The 19,944-nt window shown below is 37.2% G+C and carries 20 protein-coding genes; 6 read left to right on the top strand and 14 right to left on the bottom strand.

Annotation, left to right across the window (positions count from 1 at the left end):
* Nucleotides 1-18: 18 nt before the first annotated feature.
* Nucleotides 19-1,101, bottom strand: a complete 1,083-nt coding sequence (gene coxB, locus SNE38_RS02745) for a cytochrome c oxidase subunit II (protein ID WP_191702263.1) — start codon at nucleotides 1,099-1,101, stop codon at nucleotides 19-21.
* A gap of 691 nt (nucleotides 1,102-1,792) precedes the next feature.
* On the opposite strand from coxB, the gene SNE38_RS02740 reads away from it, so the two are divergent.
* Nucleotides 1,793-2,704 (top strand): COX15/CtaA family protein, encoded by a 912-nt coding sequence (locus tag SNE38_RS02740; protein WP_191702262.1) that lies wholly within the window; start codon nucleotides 1,793-1,795, stop codon nucleotides 2,702-2,704.
* Between the two features lie 218 nt (nucleotides 2,705-2,922).
* On the opposite strand, the gene pyc is transcribed toward SNE38_RS02740, so the two are convergent.
* The 3 genes from pyc to SNE38_RS02725 are packed head-to-tail and all read right to left on the bottom strand — an operon-like array spanning nucleotide 2,923 to nucleotide 7,889.
* Nucleotides 2,923-6,357: a pyruvate carboxylase gene (gene pyc / locus SNE38_RS02735; RefSeq protein ID WP_191702261.1), complete on the bottom strand. Its 3,435-nt coding sequence runs from the start codon at nucleotides 6,355-6,357 to the stop codon at nucleotides 2,923-2,925.
* Nucleotides 6,358-6,374: 17 nt separating this feature from the next.
* Entirely contained in the window at nucleotides 6,375-7,547 is a 1,173-nt protein-coding gene (locus SNE38_RS02730) for an FtsW/RodA/SpoVE family cell cycle protein (protein ID WP_191702260.1), read from the bottom strand.
* Nucleotides 7,548-7,607: 60 nt separating this feature from the next.
* Nucleotides 7,608-7,889 carry a YlaN family protein gene (locus SNE38_RS02725; protein WP_191702259.1) on the bottom strand — a complete coding sequence of 94 codons (282 nt, stop codon included), beginning with the start codon at nucleotides 7,887-7,889 and terminating at the stop codon, nucleotides 7,608-7,610.
* A 171-nt stretch (nucleotides 7,890-8,060) separates the two neighbouring features.
* Between SNE38_RS02725 and SNE38_RS02720 the strand changes: the two genes are divergently transcribed.
* Nucleotides 8,061-8,561, top strand: a complete 501-nt coding sequence (locus SNE38_RS02720; protein ID WP_191702258.1) for a peptidyl-prolyl cis-trans isomerase — start codon at nucleotides 8,061-8,063, stop codon at nucleotides 8,559-8,561.
* Between the two features lie 12 nt (nucleotides 8,562-8,573).
* Nucleotides 8,574-8,777: a YlaI family protein gene (locus tag SNE38_RS02715; RefSeq protein ID WP_336045825.1), complete on the top strand. Its 204-nt coding sequence runs from the start codon at nucleotides 8,574-8,576 to the stop codon at nucleotides 8,775-8,777.
* Nucleotides 8,778-8,885: 108 nt separating this feature from the next.
* Here SNE38_RS02715 and SNE38_RS02710 read toward each other — a convergent pair whose 3' ends face one another.
* The 3 genes from SNE38_RS02710 to typA form a co-directional block, all read right to left on the bottom strand.
* A complete protein-coding gene (locus SNE38_RS02710; protein ID WP_336045824.1) occupies nucleotides 8,886-9,524 on the bottom strand; it encodes a fucose permease in 639 nt (212 codons plus the stop codon).
* Between the two features lie 127 nt (nucleotides 9,525-9,651).
* Complete coding sequence (locus tag SNE38_RS02705) at nucleotides 9,652-10,038, bottom strand: YlaH-like family protein (protein WP_404829001.1); 387 nt, start codon at nucleotides 10,036-10,038, stop codon at nucleotides 9,652-9,654.
* 26 nt (nucleotides 10,039-10,064) lie between these two features.
* Nucleotides 10,065-11,915, bottom strand: a complete 1,851-nt coding sequence (typA, locus tag SNE38_RS02700) for a translational GTPase TypA (protein WP_191702255.1) — start codon at nucleotides 11,913-11,915, stop codon at nucleotides 10,065-10,067.
* A 129-nt stretch (nucleotides 11,916-12,044) separates the two neighbouring features.
* On the opposite strand from typA, the gene SNE38_RS02695 reads away from it, so the two are divergent.
* Nucleotides 12,045-12,260 carry a DUF5325 family protein gene (locus SNE38_RS02695; protein ID WP_191702254.1) on the top strand — a complete coding sequence of 72 codons (216 nt, stop codon included), beginning with the start codon at nucleotides 12,045-12,047 and terminating at the stop codon, nucleotides 12,258-12,260.
* Between the two features lie 38 nt (nucleotides 12,261-12,298).
* Here SNE38_RS02695 and SNE38_RS02690 read toward each other — a convergent pair whose 3' ends face one another.
* Nucleotides 12,299-13,093, bottom strand: a complete 795-nt coding sequence (locus SNE38_RS02690; protein WP_191702253.1) for an inositol monophosphatase family protein — start codon at nucleotides 13,091-13,093, stop codon at nucleotides 12,299-12,301.
* Nucleotides 13,094-13,231: 138 nt separating this feature from the next.
* Nucleotides 13,232-13,429 (bottom strand): hypothetical protein, encoded by a 198-nt coding sequence (locus SNE38_RS02685; protein ID WP_191702252.1) that lies wholly within the window; start codon nucleotides 13,427-13,429, stop codon nucleotides 13,232-13,234.
* A 188-nt stretch (nucleotides 13,430-13,617) separates the two neighbouring features.
* Between SNE38_RS02685 and SNE38_RS02680 the strand changes: the two genes are divergently transcribed.
* Complete coding sequence (locus tag SNE38_RS02680) at nucleotides 13,618-14,247, top strand: YktB family protein (RefSeq protein WP_191702251.1); 630 nt, start codon at nucleotides 13,618-13,620, stop codon at nucleotides 14,245-14,247.
* 155 nt (nucleotides 14,248-14,402) lie between these two features.
* On the opposite strand, the gene SNE38_RS02675 is transcribed toward SNE38_RS02680, so the two are convergent.
* The gene (locus SNE38_RS02675; protein ID WP_191702250.1) at nucleotides 14,403-14,675 is read right to left on the bottom strand and encodes a UPF0223 family protein; all 273 of its coding nucleotides are present in this window, start codon (nucleotides 14,673-14,675) and stop codon (nucleotides 14,403-14,405) included.
* A gap of 20 nt (nucleotides 14,676-14,695) precedes the next feature.
* Nucleotides 14,696-15,658 (bottom strand): NAD(P)H-dependent flavin oxidoreductase, encoded by a 963-nt coding sequence (locus SNE38_RS02670; protein ID WP_191702249.1) that lies wholly within the window; start codon nucleotides 15,656-15,658, stop codon nucleotides 14,696-14,698.
* Nucleotides 15,659-15,782: 124 nt separating this feature from the next.
* Here SNE38_RS02670 and SNE38_RS02665 point away from each other — a divergent pair, with 124 nt between their 5' ends.
* Nucleotides 15,783-17,252 carry an aminotransferase class I/II-fold pyridoxal phosphate-dependent enzyme gene (locus tag SNE38_RS02665; protein WP_191702248.1) on the top strand — a complete coding sequence of 490 codons (1,470 nt, stop codon included), beginning with the start codon at nucleotides 15,783-15,785 and terminating at the stop codon, nucleotides 17,250-17,252.
* Between the two features lie 39 nt (nucleotides 17,253-17,291).
* Here SNE38_RS02665 and SNE38_RS02660 read toward each other — a convergent pair whose 3' ends face one another.
* From SNE38_RS02660 to lpdA, 3 genes are all read right to left on the bottom strand, one after another.
* Nucleotides 17,292-17,984, bottom strand: coding sequence for an LrgB family protein (locus SNE38_RS02660; protein ID WP_191702247.1), 693 nt, complete (start codon nucleotides 17,982-17,984; stop codon nucleotides 17,292-17,294).
* The gene (locus SNE38_RS02655; protein ID WP_191702246.1) at nucleotides 17,944-18,357 is read right to left on the bottom strand and encodes a CidA/LrgA family protein; all 414 of its coding nucleotides are present in this window, start codon (nucleotides 18,355-18,357) and stop codon (nucleotides 17,944-17,946) included. The genes SNE38_RS02660 and SNE38_RS02655 overlap by 41 nt, the downstream gene beginning before the upstream one ends.
* Before the next feature lie 170 nt (nucleotides 18,358-18,527).
* Nucleotides 18,528-19,940, bottom strand: a complete 1,413-nt coding sequence (gene lpdA, locus SNE38_RS02650; protein WP_336045823.1) for a dihydrolipoyl dehydrogenase — start codon at nucleotides 19,938-19,940, stop codon at nucleotides 18,528-18,530.
* Between the last annotated feature and the right edge of the window lie 4 nt (nucleotides 19,941-19,944).

Genomic DNA, 19,944 nt, shown 5'->3' with positions numbered 1-19,944 from the left:
TTTCTCTCTCGTTTTAAATTACTTTTCAACTGTTAATGTCATTAAGTACTCTGAAATTGCTTTTGCTTCTTCCGGAGTAACATTATATTTACCAGTCATTAAGTTACCTGGTTTTAGTTTTGATTCAGGCTCCATACCATCCATAATCCATTCAGTAGTATCTTCTACCGTATGATCCATGAAACCAGCTACGCGGTTACGGTCACCAAATGTTGTTAAGTTAGGGCCAAGACCATTACCGGCAACTGCCGATACTGCGTGACATCCTAAACAAGAGTTAGCAAATGTTGCTTCACCAATATCAGATGATTCTCTATCTGCTGTTTGGCCTTCTGTTGCTTGCATTGCTGTTACCCAAGCATTAAATGCTTCTGGCTCAAGCGCTTTTACTTTAAAGTCCATTAATGCATGGGAAGGACCACATAATTCAGCACATTTACCGTAGAATACGCCTTCTCCATCATTTAAGCCTGCAGACTCTTTATCAAACTGTAAATAGAATTTGTTAATGCCATCAACGTTTGTATCCATCTTACCGCCTACTGCAGGAATCCAGAATGAGTGCTTAACGTCAGATGCGATTAGGTTGAAGTATACTTTTTCTCCAGTTGGAACTACTAATTCTTGAGCTGTAATAATTCCTTGGTTTGGATACTCAAACTCCCACCAATATAACTTTGCCGTTACATTTACTGTAAGTGCAGTTTTATTACCTTCTTCGTCTACCTCATCCATTGCAGCTACATCTGCAAATTTATAAGTATAGGTTAATGTCGGTACAGCTAAGATTATTAATAGAATAATCGGAATAACTGTCCAGATAACTTCCAATGTGTGGCTACCTTCCACTTGCTTTGGCATATGGTTTTCGCCAACTTTTGTACGGCGGAATTTGAAGAATGCTACTAAATAGATAGCCGAAACTACAACTACTACTAATGTCATAATCCAAATAGATAATATTAAAATATCTAATTGCTCTTTACCGACCGCACCTGCTGGGCGAAGAGTTGAAATATATTCTTCACCACATGCTGAAAGGAATACTGTCATTACTGTTAATAGCGAAAATAGTCGCCATTTTTTAAGCCCTTTCATCATAGCTTATTAAACCCCTCTTTCTTCATTATATTTTCATGTGCAACCGGGACTGAATGTTTATAAGTCCCCACATGCCGGCAGCGAATCATGCCATCTTTTACAAAATTTCGCCTACGTATGAGGAAGGATATTGTAATTTTGGTTACACCTTTACCTGCTGTCTTCTTCACTTAGCGAATCTTTCTCACGTACTATTGGCATGGCGAGAAGCGTTTTAGACTATTTAACTTTTAATCTTCATTTAAGTCTTCACTGGTTTTGATTACCAATTTCAATCTATAAGTGCAAGAAAACTTATTAGAAGTATTATCGTTAAAGCTATAGTGTTACATGCACTATGGTAAATGTGTCCAATATATTACTACTCCTTTCAAATTTGTAAGCATATTCCGCTACCATAACTATATCTAAATTTGTATCGGATTTCTACACGTTTCGAGAAATTTCAAATTTCACCATGCCAAACAGGTCGAAGCGTACAGAAATCTAAAACAACATCTTTATAGTAATGCATTTTCTGCCAATATTTGTGAAGGATAGGAGACGAATTTATGAACAATTTGTGAAAAAATGGATACGTTTACATTACAAACCTTGATAGAAGTTGTATTTTTAACATTTTTTCGCTATCATCTAAAACTAGAGACGCTCTTTGTAGCGACCTGAAAATTAAAGTAGGTGGGCTCACTATATGCATCAAAAATATCATAAGTTTTTAAAATGGTTTGCTGTATTGTCTACACTCGGTATGCTACTCATCCTTCAAGGAGGAGCACTTGTTACAAAGACTGACAGCGGTCTTGGGTGTGGAAGAAACTGGCCTGACTGTAATGGTTCGTTGATTCCCAAAGAAATAACAACGGAAGTATTAATCGAATTTTCACATCGTCTTGTTACTGGATCTGTATCAATTTTCATTTTAATTTTAGTTGTTTGGACGTGGCGTACTCTAGGTCATATTCGTGAAGTAAAATTATTAGGCTTTTTAGCAATGTTCTTCTTAGTTCTCCAAGCGTTAATTGGTGCTGCCCAAGTTCTTTGGGGTCAAGGCGACTTTATATTAGCGTTGCATTTCGGTATTTCATTAATCTCTTTTGCTGCGGTTCTACTTCTTACATTAATAGTATTTGAGGTTGATAAAAAATTTGATGCTGACCGCTTATACATGAGCAAGAAATTAAAAATACATACAATATGCGTTACTTTATATTCATATATAGTTGTATACACGGGTGCTCTAGTGCGCCATACTGATGCAAGCCTTGTATGTCCAGATTGGCCATTCTGCCGAAACAATCAGCCATTTGCGTTGCCATACAATATGTACGAATGGGTTCAAATGGGTCACCGTTTTGCAGTATTACTATTCGTTATATGGATTGCGTATATTGCCATCCATGTCATTAGAAACTATAAACAGCAACGCGTTATTTATTGGGGCTGGATTATTGCCCTTTCAATTGTTATTTTACAAGTTATCGCTGGAATGCTTGTAGTACTTTTAAAGCTACAGTTGTTTGTATCTTTAATGCATTCTTTATTGATTACCCTATTATTCGGATTATTATGTTATTTAATTATGATAGTTTCAAGATCGAAGTAGAAAAGAAACAGAGATTAGTAGGACTAGTCAATTTTAAAATAAAAAGCGCCGCAAATTTTTGTTCTGAAATTTGCGGCGCTTTATTATTTTTTTATGTACTCATTGAGGGCGGACCCTCCCGAACTTGAACCTAATCCCCCATACGTAAAAAGAGAAATTGCACTGTACAATTTCTCTTTTTATCTGAACTAATTATAAAGTAGCGCTATCACTATTAATTACTCTAATTCTATTAATAAATCACCTGTTGAAATAGCGTCGCCTGCTTTAGCGTACACTTCTTTTACAATACCATCTTTTGGCGCCTGTACTGTCGTTTCCATTTTCATTGCTTCCGTGATTAATAAATGTTCGCCGCGTTTAACTGAGCTTCCTTTATTCACCACAACTTTTAATACCGTTCCGGGCATTGTTGCGCCTATTTGATTAGGGTTGGAAGGATCGGCTTTTAACGCAATGCTGCCATCTACTTCAACTGTTAAATCCTGAATAACTAGCTCACGGGATTGACCGTTCATTTCAAAATAAAGTACGCGTGTACCATCATGTTGAGGCTCGCCTATTGAAACAAGTTTGATAATAAGTGTTTTTCCTTTTTCGATTTCTACTTCAATTTCTTCACCCAGCCTTAAACCATATAGGAATGTTGCTGTGTCGAGTACAGAAATATCACCGAATGATTCTACCGCTTGCATATATTGCTCGAACACCTTCGGATACAATGCATATGCCAGTACATCTTGTTTGGATGGTGTACGTTCGAACTTTTCTGTTAACTCCTCTGACAATTTATCAAAATCAACCGGTGGCAATAGCTCTCCTGGTCGCACCGTTATTGGTGTACGGTCTTTTAATACAACTTGCTGAATTTCCTTTGGGAATCCTCCATGTGGCTGACCTAAATAACCTTGGAAAAATTCAATTACAGACTCAGGGAAGTCGATTGTTTGCCCACGCTCAACAATATTGTCTTCTGTTAATTCATTTTGGACCATAAATAATGCCATATCGCCAACAACTTTTGAAGAAGGCGTTACTTTTACGATATCACCAAACATTAAATTTACGCGAGAATACATCGATTTCACTTCATCCCAACGGTCGCCTAGCCCTACAGCTTTTGCTTGCTGCTGCAAATTACTATATTGGCCACCAGGCATTTCATGTACATAAATTTCAGAATGTGGTGCATTCATACCGCTTTCAAAATCAACGTAGTATTTACGTACATCTTCCCAATAATATGATAGCTTTTCCAAGCTTTCAATATCGGCTCTTACATTTCGTTCTGAACCTTTCATCGCATAGTATAAGGAATTGGCACTTGGCTGTGATGTTAAACCAGCCATAGAACCTAAGGCTGTATCAATAATATCTACGCCCGCTTCGATTGCTTTTGCATATAAATAAATTCCATTCCCGCTCGTATCATGTGTGTGCAAATGTATTGGTAGACTTGTAGATTCTTTAAGCTCTGAAATCAGGCGATATGCAGCTTGTGGTTTAAGTAAACCTGCCATATCTTTAATCGCTAAAATATGCGCACCTGTTGCTTCAAGCTCTTTTGCCATATCTTTATAATATTGAACTGTATATTTTGCACGGGAATCATCTAAAATATCTCCTGTATAGCAAATCGCCGCTTCTGCAACTTTTCCGCTATTACGCACTTCATCAATTGCTACTTCCATGCCCTTAATCCAGTTTAGTGAATCGAATATACGGAAAACGTCCACTCCAGAAGCTGCTGACTCCTGAATAAATTCACGGATTAGATTATCCGGGTAATTCGTATACCCGACTGCATTTGCTCCACGCAATAGCATTTGGAATAAAACGTTTGGAACCTTTTTGCGTAATTTTTCTAACCGGTCCCATGGGTTTTCGCTTAAGAAGCGATATGCTACATCAAATGTTGCACCGCCCCACATTTCAAGCGAGAAATAGTTATGCATTAAACGTGACGTTTCATCCGCAATTTCAAGCATATCCTGTGAACGCACACGTGTAGCAAGCAGCGACTGATGTGCATCGCGGAATGTTGTGTCTGTTAAAAGTACATCTTCCTGCTCTTTAATCCATTTCACTAGTCCATCCGCGCCATGGGAATCCAAAATTTGCTTTGTTCCAGAAGCTGAAGGTATTAAAATATCCACTTTCGGCTTTTCAGGCTGTACAAATATTGGCTTCGTACGTTTCTCAACACCTGGGAAACCATTCAATGTTACATTGCCGATATAGTTTAATAGTTTTGTTCCACGGTCTTTGCGTTCCGGGAATTCAAATAATTCAGGCGTTGTATCGATAAAGCTCGTATCAAATTCGCCTGATAAAAATTTATTGTGCAATACTACATTGCCTAAAAACGGAATATTCGTCTTAACTCCACGAATACGGAACTCGCGCAAGTTACGGTCCATTTTTGCTGCTGCTTCTTCAAACGTCATACCCCACGTTGAAATCTTAACCAACAATGAATCATAATATGGTGTTACAACAGCACCTTGGAAACCATTCCCAGCATCTAAACGTACACCAAAACCACCGCTTGAGCGATATACCATCAACTTACCTGTATCTGGCATAAAATTGTTTGCCGGATCTTCTGTCGTTACACGAGATTGGATTGCGTATCCGAATAGTGGAATTTTATTTTGTGCAGGTACGCCAACTTCCTTCGAGTGCAGGTTACGCCCTTCTGCTACTTTAATTTGAGCATGTACAATATCAATTCCGGTAATCATTTCTGTAATTGTATGTTCTACTTGAATTCTCGGATTTACTTCGATGAAATAAAATTTATCATCCGCTACTAAAAATTCCACAGTACCTGCATTAATATAATTTACATTTTTCATTAATTTAACAGCTGCTTCACAAATCTCGTTGCGCAATTGCTCCGAAATTGAATTGGATGGTGCGATTTCAACAACCTTTTGATGTCGTCGTTGAATCGAGCAGTCCCGCTCATATAAATGCACAATATTACCGTGTGTATCACCGATAATTTGCACTTCAATATGCTTCGGCTTAATAATTGCCTTTTCTACGTATACTTCATCTGAGCCAAATGCTGCTTTTGCTTCTGATTTTGCTCGTTCATAGGACGATTGAAGCTCTTCTTTCGAGGTTACTAAACGCATTCCACGCCCACCGCCGCCAAGAGCTGCTTTAATCATAATTGGGAAACCATAATTTTCACTGAATTTCTCAACTTCTTGTAAACTATCTACAGGCCCATCTGTACCTGGGATAACAGGAATATCAGCAAAAATTGCTTGTTCACGAGCTTTTACTTTATCGCCAAACATATCAAGGTGTGCCGAAGTAGGACCGATAAATTGAATGCCTTCTTCTTCACAACGTCTTGCAAAAACAACATTTTCAGATAAAAATCCGTACCCTGGGTGAATTGCATCCACATTCGCATCTTTAGCAATTTTCAGGATGCTTTCAATATCCAAATATGCATCAATCGGCTTTTTCCCCATACCGACAAGATAAGCTTCATCCGCTTTATAACGGTGATATGAACCACTATCTTCACGTGAATAAATCGCTACCGTCTTAATATGTAATTCATTACATGCTCGTAAAATACGAATGGCTATTTCGCCCCGGTTTGCAACTAGAATCTTTTTAATCGACTTCATTTCTCCTCATCCCCCAATTACTTTCTTTTTTCCAATTTGTGATGTGTGGAGACATTTATAAGTATCCCCATTGCTACTGAAAGCAATAATATAGAAGTACCGCCATAACTAATAAAAGGAAGCGTTACTCCGGTTAACGGGATAAGTCCCGATAATCCACCTAAATTAATAAAAGTTTGTAATCCAATCCATGTAGAAATGCCCGCCGCTAACATTCGTGCAAGCGGATCCATCGTTGACATCGCGATATAGTAACCGCGCATAACAATATAGCCTAATCCAATTATAACAATTGATACCCCCAAGATCCCCAATTCCTCGGCTATAATTGCCATTATAAAGTCAGTTTGAGGTTCTGGTACATATCCCAGCTTTTGAATCGATTGTCCGAGCCCACGTCCTTCCAAGCCCCCTGCACCTATTGCGTAATAGCCGTTCACAACATGATACCCCGAATTGAGCGGATCGCTGAAAGGGTCCAAAAAGGAAGTAATACGGCCTCTACGACTCGCATTAAAAACCGTATCCCATTTAAATATTAAAATCCCAATCATTCCGACAACACCCAATGCCGATAATAATCCAAAAATTCTGCCGAGCGTTTTACCCTTAAGTCCGCTCGTAATAACAACGACCAGTGCAATGGCAACAATGATAACCAGTGCGCCTAGATCTGTTTCAAATCCAACAACAAGAACGATAAATAGCCACATGCCCAAAGGATACGACACATCATCAAATGTTAGTAGCTGCATTGAACCACGATTCACGCTTTTACGATAAAATGTACCCGCAAAGAATACTATAATAAAGAGCTTTGCAAATTCGGATGGCTGGAAATTCATAAGGCCAAATAGGCTAATCCAACTTTTTGATCCGTTAATATTTTTACCGGCAACTATAAGCCATAACTCTAGTATAAACATAACAGCAAGGAGTACGCCTAAAATTGTTTTGCTTGATAATCTTTTATAAGGCGTAATGACAGCGACCGTAAACAAAATTAACGCTAAAATTATATTGACGAGCTGGCGATTATAATAAAAATTCGGATTTGCATCATATTGAATAATAGAAATCCAAATACTCGAACTATAAATCATAACAAGTCCAAATAACATTAATAGAATATAAACAAACAACAGACTGTAATCGAAATTGCGAAAATAATTTTTAAAGTAATGTTTCATGTTATAAACCTCTTCTTTGAAAAAAAAACTCAAACCGCAATGTAGCGTTTGAGTTTTCTTTTATTTGTCTGTATACGCATCATGTAATAAAGAAAGCTCTTTCTCTAAAGAATCGAGAATTTTCTTTCCCTGTTCACGCTCAATTAGCCCAAGCCTTGCAGCAAATTCTATTTCACGTGATAAACCAAACATTTGTGTATCTAATACTTCTTCATATAACGGACAAGACGGCATAGTTAAATTATCCATTTGTACGCGAATTAATCGAGCAATTTTATCTGCATCCGCAGTTAGTAGCTCTAATGCTTTTTCCTGAAAGGAAGCTTGTGCTTTCGTATCCATGAGGACGCCCCCATCTATGATATTTCTTCGATTCTATCTTAATAAAGTGTATCTTTTTACATTCAAAAATGCAAGCGTCTTTGTATGATTTACATTCAATTCAATTATATTTCTTTCTACCGGGAATAGCGTTATAATGATGAAGGAAAATAGTTTAGGGGGGACTTACAAATGGTCGAAACAATCATTCCTATAAAAGGCGCGGTCAAATTCCAATTGACGTTAGACCCTACCGTATGGATTTTTGATGATCGTAAACTTAATCTGAAAACGTATTTTGTTTCGGAAAAAGTTGAAGAAGATAATGAAAAGTACTTACGTGATATGGGTGCACACTGGTCACGCGAGATAATGGAAGGTGCTGTATTTCCGCCGACTTTAAAAACAGAGCGTAAATTTGATCGAAAAGGTATGCTTACAGGAACATTCGGAATGGAAATTAAGCCGTTTTTAAATAATGCACAAATTATAGATGGTGCAAACGAAGTCGTTTTCGAATGTACGACAGATGAAGAGTTTGTATTCCCACTGCAACAGGCTGAAAACTTTATTTTTAAATTTAGCCAAGATGGTAAACCGCTTGTAGAGGACGGTCCAGTACATGTACTTTTTGCAGACGGTTCAAATGTGGAAAATCCAATAAAAAATGTGCGTGCGATTCGTATTCAATAGGAGGAATTCGTCATGCGTGTAAAATGTGTCATTTGTGATACACTACATGATTTGCCAAACGATCTACCTTTAGCAAAAAAATTGCGAAATCGCCCAATTCATACGTTTATGTGTCCATCGTGCTCAGAACGCATCACAGATAATACGCAGAAACGTATTGAAACAGGAAATTTCCGCTTCTTCAGAACATCGTCTAAATTTGATGAAGAATTTTAAAGAGTCGGGAACAAAAACAAAAAATATCAATTTTCTCTCCCATGAGAAAATTGATATTTTTTCTTATTCTTATTAATTTCAGTTAGACATACATAACATCTGCATTAATTAAAATTGAAATGACTGATTGTGGAACTTGAAGTCAACAAAGCTTTGTGCATTGATTTTGCTTAGTTGGAAAAAATTGATTACTTCTGTTTTTACCCCTTCAAATACACGTTCTTCATCTACAACATAAGCTTCTACCGTAACTGCGATTTCCCCAAATTGAGCTTTTAATGTATCGGCAATTTTCTTGGCTGTATCTTCTGAAATATCTTCATCCACCACTAAATGAACCGTAGCTTTTTCGACATTTACTTCTTCCAAAGTCGCTTCTTCTTTCAAGCCATCCTGGAATACATTGGACATAACTAAAATATCTTCTCCAACAATTGGTTGAATCATTTCGTTAACTTGTATGTTAACATTTTCAGCAAAGTATTCACCAAAATATTCACCGTCTTTTACTTCAAAATCATACACTGCATTTGTCTTTTCCGACTGGACAGTAATTTCAAAATCATCACCAATTGCAGGTGCTGTCGATTTTGTTACGACAAATTGATCATTGTAAATATTGCTTAATTCTGCCGCTGCATTATCTTCGTTTTTTGCTGTTAGAACAGCGGGAACGAAGATAATGCAAGATATGATAACTAGCGCTAAAGCGACTGTTATAATGACTTGTTTTTTAGTAAAATTCATTTTATTCTCTACTCCATTTAATTTATTATCCCCATTAATGAATTATAACGTTTCCATTGAAGCGGTTTCAAATAAACACACTTAAAAATAAAGAGGTGTGTTAAATTAACACACCTCTTTAAAAGTATTAGTTTGCCTGCTTCGCTTCTTCTCGTTTTTCTCGCCATAAACGTGATTTATAAACAATTAGAATCAACGCAGCGACAATTAAACCTTCAATCATCGGTAGGAATAACGCTAGAAAAGTTAATATCATACATCCGATAAATAGGAACGCATAGATAACAATATTTCTTCCTAATGTTAGTTTTTTCGCAAACCCTAGTTTGTAAACTATTGCCGACATAAGGAACACGAGAATAAATGTTACATAACCAGCCATGTCGTAGTTTGGTAAATTTTGGTATAAATAACTTGTAATCCCTGACATACGATTAAAGACATATTCATTTTCACTACTAGATATAGATGCTAGTAATACTAAATCAAAATAGCTACTTAACACAGCCAACATCATTCACCTTTCCTTATTGACGCCAATTAAGCTTCTAACTCAGCGTTCTTTTTCTTTTTAGCAACGCGTTCACGTTCGCCTTTATCAAGAATCTGTTTACGTAAACGAATTGATTCTGGTGTTACTTCTAAATACTCGTCATCACCTAAGTATTCTAATGCTTCTTCAAGTGATAAAATACGAGGCTTTTTAATAACATTCGTTTGGTCTTTGTTTGCCGAACGGATATTTGTTTTTTGTTTTTGTTTTGTAATGTTAACAGTAATATCAGAATCACGTGTATTTTCACCAACGATCATACCTTCGTATACTTCAGTACCTGGCTCGATGAATAATGTACCACGATCTTCTACACCCATCATACCGTAAGTTGTTGCTTTACCGTTTTCCATAGATACTAATACACCTTGGTGACGGCCGCCAACTTTACCTGCTACTACTGGAGCGTAGTGATCGAATGTATGGTTCATCATACCGAAACCTTTTGTGATTGACATGAACTCAGTTGTGTAACCGATTAAACCTCGTGCTGGTACGTTAAAGATTAAACGTACTTGTCCTGATCCGTTGTTTACCATATCTAACATTTCACCTTTACGAGTACCGATTGATTCGATGATCGAACCTACAGAATCCTCAGGTACATCGATTTGAACGCGCTCGATTGGCTCAGACTTCACGCCATCGATGTTACGGATGATTACTTGTGGTTTAGACACTTGTAATTCGAAACCTTCACGACGCATATTTTCGATTAAGATTGATAAGTGAAGCTCACCACGACCAGAAACTGTCCAAGCATCCGGAGATTCTGTATCTTCTACACGTAGAGATACGTCAGTTTGTAATTGTGCAAGTAAACGTTCCTCAATTTTACGAGAAGTTACCCATTTCCCTTCGCGACCTGCGAATGGTGAGTTGTTTACTAAGAATGTCATTTGTAATGTTGGCTCATCAATACGTAATGGTACTAACGCTTCTTGATGATCAATTGGACAAACTGTTTCACCAACGTTGATGTCTTCCATTCCTGAAACCGCGATTAAGTCACCAGCAATAGCTGTTTGGATTTCTTCACGTTTAAGACCGAAGAAACCAAAGATTTTTGTTACACGGAAGTTTTTCACTGTACCGTCTAATTTCATAAGAGAAACTTGTTGACCTACAGAAATTCTACCGCGGAATACGCGACCGATACCGATACGACCAACGAAGTCATTATAGTCAAGTAATGCTACTTGGAATTGTAATGGATCTTCTGAGTTATCAATTGGTGCTGGGATTGCTTCAATAATTTTCTCGAATAAGCAAGTCATGTTTTCTTCTTGGTTTGCTGGGTCTGGATCTAAAGATGCTGTACCATTTACACCAGAAGCATAAACAACTGGGAAATCTAATTGATCTTCATCTGCACCTAGCTCGATTAATAATTCTAATACTTCGTCTACTACTTCAAGTGGGCGAGCTGAATCTTTATCTACTTTGTTTACTACAACGATTGGTGTTAAACGTTGTTCTAATGCTTTCTTTAATACAAAACGTGTTTGAGGCATACAACCCTCATACGCATCGACAACTAAACAAACGCCATCTACCATTTTTAAGATACGTTCAACTTCTCCACCGAAGTCTGCGTGTCCAGGCGTATCAAGGATGTTGATACGAGTACCGTTATAATCTACTGCTGTATTTTTAGCTAAAATCGTAATCCCACGTTCACGCTCTATATCACCAGAGTCCATTGCACGTTCTTCTACACGTTCATTTGAACGGAAAGTACCTGATTGCTTTAATAATTGGTCTACTAACGTTGTTTTACCATGGTCAACGTGAGCTATAATTGCGATATTACGAATATCTTGACGTAAATTTGTCATTATTCCACTCCATATTCTTTTTTCAATTGTTTAACTGTGATATTATAGCACATGAAAGATTAAATGTCTTTTCACAATAATTAATATCATTTTTTAGTCACATATAAAAGATGTCCGGAGGCAGGAAATATGAATAAAGCAAAATTTGTAATGTTTATTTATGCATTGGCAGCGATTCTATCAATGATCAGTATTGGATTTGCCTTTTCACTTGTATTTATGATTGGCGATAAATATGAAACGATAGGTTGGATTGGTGTTGTTGTAGGGGTTGTCGTTATGTGTGCAATCTTTGGAATGGCATTTAAAACGAAACGTAAATTTAGAGACCAAGGCTTACTCTAAAATGCATAAAACTTCGGTGCGTATACGCACCGAAGTTTTTATTTTTTTTCTTCAATATATTTGTCTAAAATTAACTGATGGATAGAAGGATTCGCAATTAAAAATGTATCCATTGATAAGAAATCGAAATTTTTCCCATTAAAGTTTGTTGCAATAGCTCCTACTTCTTTAGCAATAATGACCCCGCCACCAATATCCCATGGTGCTAAACGCATTGAAATATAAGCATCCAGCTTTCCACTTACGACAAAAGCTATTTCCATCGCAGCAGATCCATAAGAGCGAGTACCACGAACTGTTCGGACTAACTCAGTTATTTTTTCGTGATTAATACGATTATTCGGTGTTACCCAACTTGCATTGATTCCGATAACAGCCTGTTCAATTTTTACAGGCTGAAGTTTGCGAAGTGGAGAATCGTTATACCATGCTCCTACCCCAGAAATGGCATTAAATAGATCCTCCCGCATTACATCAAATATGTAGCCTAAAACTCCAACACCATCCACATAAATGCCAATTGTAATCATGAAATGGCGATGTTGCTTAACAAAATTCATGGTTCCGTCAATTGGATCAATAATCCATACGACCCCTTCTAGATTTTCGACTTTTTCACCCATTCCCTCTTCACCTAAAATACGATGATCCGGATTAAATGCTTTGATTTTTTCGATAAAAAATAACTCTGTTTCCCGATCAATATTCGTCACTAAATCATTGGGACTAGATTTTGTTTCGATTTCAATATCGTATGAAAATGCTGCACGGATATTTTGCCCCGCTTCAATAATAATTTTTTTCGCAAATTCATCTAGCTGTTTTACATCCATCGTTCATCCACCTTCCGACAACCATTGCTAATTTTAATATGTAATATATGGAACTTTTTTTAATAACTTCATTATAACAAAAAATCACTTGCTATCTAACTTTGGCAAGTGATTTTTTATTTTGGTAACATTTTTTTATTATGCATATACATGTAGACCTTTTAGTTCCTCTTGAATTTCTGTTAAACGTTTTTTGGATTTTTCAATTTCAGATTGATTTTTATCATTCATAGCTGAATAAAGTGTTGCTAGCTCGTAATCCATTTCCAACATTAAAATCTCTTCATATTGCTTTTCAATATCGACTTTGCGTATAATTTTAATCATCTGTTTCATAAAAATCACTTCCTCATCATATTATTTGAACTTTTCCCTACTTTTATAAAAAGGTTTGGATACCATGACTAATTACTTATAATAATATCCACACCATTTGTAAAATATAACGGTATAAAGTTTCTATTAACAGATTTTTTCCCAAAAACTTAATAAAATAAACATTAATTCGAAAGGATTTGAAAAATTTGAGTAATGTAAAATGGACCGCAGAAGACTTCCAAGTATTTGAAATTGATGGTTTAGATGAACGCATGGAAGCTTTAACAAATCTAATTCGCCCAAAGTTTCATGAGCTTTCGGAAACTTTCACAGGTTATTTCAGTGCACAGACAGGGGAAGAATTCTTTGGTCATGTCGCAAAACATGCACGTCGTACTGTTAACCCACCAAAAGATTCTTGGGTTGCATTTGCCCCGTACAAGCGTGGCTATAAAGCTTTACCGCATTTTCAGATCGGACTCTGGGGTACACATCTTTTCATCGTTATTGCAGTTATTTATGAAGCACCACAAAAGAATGAAATGGCACAGCGTCTATTAACTAATATTAATACCATTAAAGATTTATCAGATGATTACGTGATTTCCGGGGACCATATGCAGCCGGATGCCATTCCTTTAAAGGAAGCACGCGATGAGAAACTGGAACAGCTCCTTGTACGTCTCCGCGATGTAAAAAAAGGAGAATTCCTGATTGGTCGACATATTCCCGCCAACGATGCTATTCAAATGTCTGCAGAGCACTTTTTACAACTAGTGGAAACGACATTTGATGAACTTCTCCCAATTTATGAAATCATCAAAGGTAACAATTAACCATTTATTATTAATATGTACAAAAGACTGCTAAACATTCCAATAATCTAAAAGAATTTTCAAAAAAATTAATAAACTAAAAAGAGAAATTGCACAGTTGAAGTGCAATTTCTCTTTTTTGATGCTGAAACAAATTATGTTCCACATTCATTTTCTTATTTCATTTTTACAATTTGTCCATCAGCCAATTCCTTCGCTAGCTTTACAACACGATATGGTACGTAGGAGCTAGCTTGTTCAAAATCACGGCAAATCGTTTTTTCTTCAGCTTGTGACGGAACAACTTTTTTAAAGCTTTTGTAGCGTTCCATAACGATTTCACGCTTTACACCTTTTTCGTATGCCATTTCCACTACCTCAAAGAAATGTACGACATCGACCATTTCTTCTGTAGTCCAATCTGTTGATAATGGGTATGAATATTCCATAGATTATTACCTGCCTTTAATTATTGCTGCCCCCATTTTAAACGGATTTCTTCTGCTTGTACAACCATACGCTGAATTAATTCCTCAACAGTTGGAATATCATTTATCAAACCTGTCACTTGGCCTGCCCATCCATATCCATTTGCTGAATCACCATCATATATAAATTTTTTGTTTGCTTCTCCACTAATATAAGTTTTTAAAGCTTCATAAGTAGGAGAATGTTGCTCAATTCCCAAGATTTTATCTGTAAATTCATTGCGAATTACTCTGGCAGGTGCACCAATCGAACGTTTTATAATTGCCGTATCAGTTTCTTCACTTTCAATTAATGCCTGCTTGTACGCCAATGAGGCATGAACACATTCCTTAGTAGCAATAAAACGCGTCCCCATCTCAATTCCGTCTGCACCCAGTGCATGAGCAGCCATCCATCCCCGACCGTCTCCTATGCCCCCAGAAGCTATAACAGGAATCGATACACTATTTACTACTTGAGGCACCAATACCATCGTTCCAACATCGTCTCTTCCTAAATGACCGCCTCCTTCTTGTCCAACAACCATGACAGCATCCGCTCCGAGCTGTTCTGCTTTTTGCGCTTGACGCTTTGCTGCTACCAATACTAGTTTTTTACAAGATGCATCTTTTAATATATCAAAAATAGGCGCTGGATTGCCCCCTGTAATCGTTACTACAGGAACGTCCATTTCCGCAGCGACTTCTACCATTTTTTCATACCCTTTTCCATGCATACCTATCGCAAAATTTACTCCAAATGGTTTATTTGTCATTTCTTTCACTTTTTTTATTTCTTCCTTTAAAGCATCGGGCGACGATAAACTCATTGCGGTAATTTGCCCTAATGCACCTGCATTAGAAACAGCTGCAGCAAGCTCTGAGTAAGCTAAATATGCCAGTCCACCTTGGATAATCGGATATTGAACCTGTAATAATTCTGTTACCTTTGTATGCCAATTCATAGCCATTCCTCCTAAAATTAGTGTCTTCATTTCAAGTATTCGAAATATTTATATAGTCAGCATCTTTAATAGGTGCTATAATTCACTTGTTTTAAAATTACAATATAGTGAGGTGGTACCTGCGTTGTCACAGTTAGAGACTCCTTTGTTTGATGCATTACTCAAGCATCGCAACAGACATCCTATTCAGTTCCATATTCCAGGTCACAAAAAAGGACAGGGAATGGATCCAGCTTACAGAGAATTTGTAGGCGACAACGTTTTATCAATTGATTTAATTAATATTGCTCCACTAGATGATTTACACGCTCCTAAAGGTGTGATTATGCAAGCACAAAACCTTGCTGCCCAAGCCTTTGGGGCTGACCATACATTCTTTTCCGTACAAGGTACTAGTGGCGCCATTATGACGATGATTTTAACCGTCGTCGGTCCGGGCGATAAAATAATAGTACCGCGGAATGTACATAAATCAATTATGTCAGCGATTGTTTTCGCGGGTGCTATCCCAATTTTTATCCATCCTGAAGTAGATAGTGAGCTTGGCATCTCCCATGGGATTTCACCTGAGTCAGTTGAGCGTGCACTATTGAAATATCCGGATGCGAAAGCAGTACTTGTTATTAACCCTACTTATTTTGGTTTTGTAGCAGATTTAAAACGTATTGTTGACATTGTTCACGCGAGAAACATTCCTGTAATTGTAGATGAAGCTCACGGCGTTCATATTAAGTTCCATGATGATTTACCCTTATCGGCAATGCAAGCAGGCGCAGATATGGCTGCAACGAGCACACATAAGTTAGGTGGCTCAATGACAGGTAGTTCAGTATTAAACGTTAGAGAGGGCCTTGTGTCCGCTAAACGTGTACAATCTGTATTTTCAATGTTAACAACAACATCCACTTCCTACCCTATGCTTGCTTCAATTGATACAGCCCGTCGTCAATTAGCTGTTCATGGGCAGACTTTGTTGGACGATGCGATTCATTTAGCAAAAGATGCGCGTAAACGTATTAATTCCATACCACATCTTCATTGTGTAGGACGTGAGAAGCTTGGTACATCTGCAACTTACGATATGGATCCATTGAAACTATTAATCAGTGTAAAAGATTTAGGTATTACAGGTCATGTTGCTGAAGAGTGGCTTCGAGTAAACGCCAATATAGAAATTGAACTATCGGATCTCTACAATATTCTATGTTTAGTAACGATTGGAGATTCGAAAAAAGAAGTAAATTTACTTATAAATGCTTTAAGACGTATGTCAAAAACGTTTGAATCAGATGCTTCAATTACAGAAACAAATGTTCAAATTCCAGAAATACCGGCACTTGCTATGTCACCACGGGATGCTTTTTATGCACAAACAGAAAGCATACCGCTTGCACTTTCTGAAGGTTACATTTGTGCTGAGTTTATAATGGTTTACCCACCTGGAATTCCGATTTTTATTCCCGGGGAAATCATTACGCAAAGTAATATTGATTTCATTAAGATGAATGTTGAAGCGGGTCTTCCTGTTCAAGGGCCTGAAGATAGTACGTTACAAAATATACGAGTTATAAAAGAGAGAAAAGCAATATATTAATATGTTTGACAGACGACTCATTTATGTCGTCTGTCTTTTTTAAATGAAATAAAAAGAAATAAGCGGTATTATAAATGCCCCTACAACTGCACTAAGCCCCATAGATAATGATCCTATAGACAAATCCTCTTCACTGTATTCTTTTAGCTTCGTTAAACCAACACCATGTGAAGCACTTCCCATAGCAACACCTCGGCTAATAGCTGTATCAATTTTAAAGACTTTAAATAATACAGGCCCCAAAATAGCACCTGTAAAACCTGCAACCATCACCAACACGACAGTTAGAGGTGGGATTCCTCCTATAAGATCGCTTACTTGCATCGCAACAGGTGTCGTCAATGATTTAGGTAAAGAAGTATAGATAAAGGCTTTACTCGATCCAAACAGTAAAAGAAACGCTACAACACTTATAAGACCTGCTAACATTGCCACAATAATGCTAATTATAATTGAGTATTTATATTTAAAAATAATATCCCGTTGATTATAAAGCGGAAAGGCTAATGCTACAACTGCAGGACCGAGCATTTTTGATAGCCATTGACCGCCTTCCATATAAGTTTCGTACGGTATGTTAAAGATCAACAAAACCGCTACCGTAATGCAAGTAACAGTTAGAATAGGCAACAAAAAAGGATTGCCAATTTTCAAGTACAGTTTATTCAGTAAAACGAAAAGTAACACCGTACTACTTATGATAAATAGACTTAGCAGAACTTGCGGTAACATGTTCCCCCTCCTTTTTTTGCTTTTCTTTTTCCTCAATAATTCTACTAACTTTCCCTGTAATGACTAACGCTAATATTGTACTTATAATTACCGCCAATATGAGGAGCCCACCAGACACCGTAAGTAATTCCGGATAGTTAATTACCGCTACAGTGGAAGGAATAAAAAATAAGGTTAAAAATGCCAACATAAAACTAGCACCCTTTTGAATGAATTTCACATTCAATATTTTGAAATAAAGTGATAACCATAATAATACAAGTCCAACGATACTTCCCGGTATGATAATTCCAGTTATTGAAACTATGTATTCTCCTACTAAATAAAATAAAATGATGATACCTATTTGAGCGATTGTACGTATAATATCCACTTAAAAAACCCCCTTGCGCACACTTTCATTGTACGACTATTAGAAATTTCTGTCTATTTCATTCTCTTACTATAATATAAAATATTCCAATATTACTTTTGAATATATCCATCTATATAGACAACAAAAAGGCTATGCAGTATTTTCAACTGCATAGCCTTTAATCATTATTATTTAGATACGATATGGATTGGGTTGCCTAATAATACTTCAGCAGCTTCCATCGTAATTTCACCTAAAGTTGGGTGAGCATGAATTGTTAATGCTACGTCTTCAGCTGTCATACCAGCTTCGATAGCAAGACCCATTTCAGCGATCATATCAGATGCACCAGCACCGATGATTTGAGCACCTACAAGTAAGCCATCTTCTTTACGAGCAACTAATTTCACAAAGCCTTCAGTTTGGTTAAGTGCTAATGCACGACCGTTTGCAGCGAATGGGAATTTAGCAGCTTTCACTTCAAGACCTTCTGCTTTAGCTGTTTCTTCAGAGTATCCTACAGTTGCCATTTCTGGATCTGTGAAGCATACTGCTGGAATCGCTAAGTAGTCAACTACTGATGGTTCACCAGCAATTGCTTCTGCAGCAACTTTACCTTCATAAGAAGCTTTATGGGCAAGTTGTGGACCTGCAACGATATCACCGATTGCAAAGATGTTAGAAACTGAAGTACGACCTTGTTTGTCAACTTCCAATAAACCGCGTTCTGCGAATTTAACTCCTACTTCTTCTAAGCCCATTTCATCTGTATTCGGACGACGACCTACAGTTACTAAAACGTAATCCGCTTCAACTGTTTTCTCTTCGCCGCCTGCTTCATAAGTAACTACAACGCCATTTTCGTTTTCTTCAACGCCTTTAGCAGATGCGTTTACTACTACTTCAACGCCCTTTTTCTTAAGACCTTTTTTAACGATTTGCGTCATTTGTTTTTCGAAACCAGCTAAAATATCTTTACCGCCTTCGATAATTGTTACTTGAGAACCTAAGTTAGCATAAGCTGAACCAAGCTCAGTTCCGATGTAACCGCCACCGATTACTACTAATTTACCTGGTACTTCAGGGAAAGATAATGCACCAGTTGAGCTTACTACGCGCTTTGTAAATTTGAATGTTGGGATTTCGATTGGACGAGATCCTGTTGCTAAGATTGCATTTTTGAATGTATATGTTTGGGCGTTATCGCCATCGATAACACGTACAGTGTTTGCATCTACGAAATATGCTTCACCTTTTACGATGTCTACTTTATTCCCTTTTAATAAACCTTCAACGCCGCCTACTAATTTTTTAACAACGCTGTCTTTAAATGCTTGTGCTTTAGACCAGTCAAGTTTTACTTCTGATGCAGTAACACCCATATCATCTGAATGTTGTGCATCCTCAAAGCGGTGACCTACTGAAATTAACGCTTTAGACGGGATACAGCCTACGTTTAAACAAACTCCACCTAGTGCTCCACGTTCAACGATTGTAACTTTTTGACCTGTTTGTGCTGCACGAATTGCTGCAACATATCCACCAGGGCCCGAACCTACTACAAGAGTATCTAGTTCAATTGGAAAATCTCCTACTACCATTTTT

Source organism: Solibacillus ferritrahens, from assembly GCF_037027585.1.
GTDB classification, from domain to species: domain Bacteria; phylum Bacillota; class Bacilli; order Bacillales_A; family Planococcaceae; genus Solibacillus; species Solibacillus ferritrahens.
The sequence above is the reverse complement of the archived record's forward strand: the minus strand, read 5'-3'. Positions and strand labels throughout refer to the sequence as shown.

Excerpts from the sequence above, each read along its gene's own strand:
- coxB (WP_191702263.1), bottom strand. The coding sequence starts at position 1,101 with ATGATGAAAGGGCTTAAAAAATGGCGACTATTTTCGCTATTAACAGTA.
- SNE38_RS02740 (WP_191702262.1), top strand. The coding sequence starts at position 1,793 with ATGCATCAAAAATATCATAAGTTTTTAAAATGGTTTGCTGTATTGTCT.
- pyc (WP_191702261.1), bottom strand. The coding sequence starts at position 6,357 with ATGAAGTCGATTAAAAAGATTCTAGTTGCAAACCGGGGCGAAATAGCC.
- SNE38_RS02730 (WP_191702260.1), bottom strand. The coding sequence starts at position 7,547 with ATGAAACATTACTTTAAAAATTATTTTCGCAATTTCGATTACAGTCTG.
- SNE38_RS02725 (WP_191702259.1), bottom strand. The coding sequence starts at position 7,889 with ATGGATACGAAAGCACAAGCTTCCTTTCAGGAAAAAGCATTAGAGCTA.
- SNE38_RS02720 (WP_191702258.1), top strand. The coding sequence starts at position 8,061 with ATGGTCGAAACAATCATTCCTATAAAAGGCGCGGTCAAATTCCAATTG.
- SNE38_RS02715 (WP_336045825.1), top strand. The coding sequence starts at position 8,574 with ATGCGTGTAAAATGTGTCATTTGTGATACACTACATGATTTGCCAAAC.
- SNE38_RS02710 (WP_336045824.1), bottom strand. The coding sequence starts at position 9,524 with ATGAATTTTACTAAAAAACAAGTCATTATAACAGTCGCTTTAGCGCTA.
- SNE38_RS02705 (WP_404829001.1), bottom strand. The coding sequence starts at position 10,038 with ATGTTGGCTGTGTTAAGTAGCTATTTTGATTTAGTATTACTAGCATCT.
- typA (WP_191702255.1), bottom strand. The coding sequence starts at position 11,915 with ATGACAAATTTACGTCAAGATATTCGTAATATCGCAATTATAGCTCAC.
- SNE38_RS02695 (WP_191702254.1), top strand. The coding sequence starts at position 12,045 with ATGAATAAAGCAAAATTTGTAATGTTTATTTATGCATTGGCAGCGATT.
- SNE38_RS02690 (WP_191702253.1), bottom strand. The coding sequence starts at position 13,093 with ATGGATGTAAAACAGCTAGATGAATTTGCGAAAAAAATTATTATTGAA.
- SNE38_RS02685 (WP_191702252.1), bottom strand. The coding sequence starts at position 13,429 with ATGAAACAGATGATTAAAATTATACGCAAAGTCGATATTGAAAAGCAA.
- SNE38_RS02675 (WP_191702250.1), bottom strand. The coding sequence starts at position 14,675 with ATGGAATATTCATACCCATTATCAACAGATTGGACTACAGAAGAAATG.
- SNE38_RS02670 (WP_191702249.1), bottom strand. The coding sequence starts at position 15,658 with ATGAATTGGCATACAAAGGTAACAGAATTATTACAGGTTCAATATCCG.
- SNE38_RS02660 (WP_191702247.1), bottom strand. The coding sequence starts at position 17,984 with ATGTTACCGCAAGTTCTGCTAAGTCTATTTATCATAAGTAGTACGGTG.
- lpdA (WP_336045823.1), bottom strand. The coding sequence starts at position 19,940 with ATGGTAGTAGGAGATTTTCCAATTGAACTAGATACTCTTGTAGTAGGT.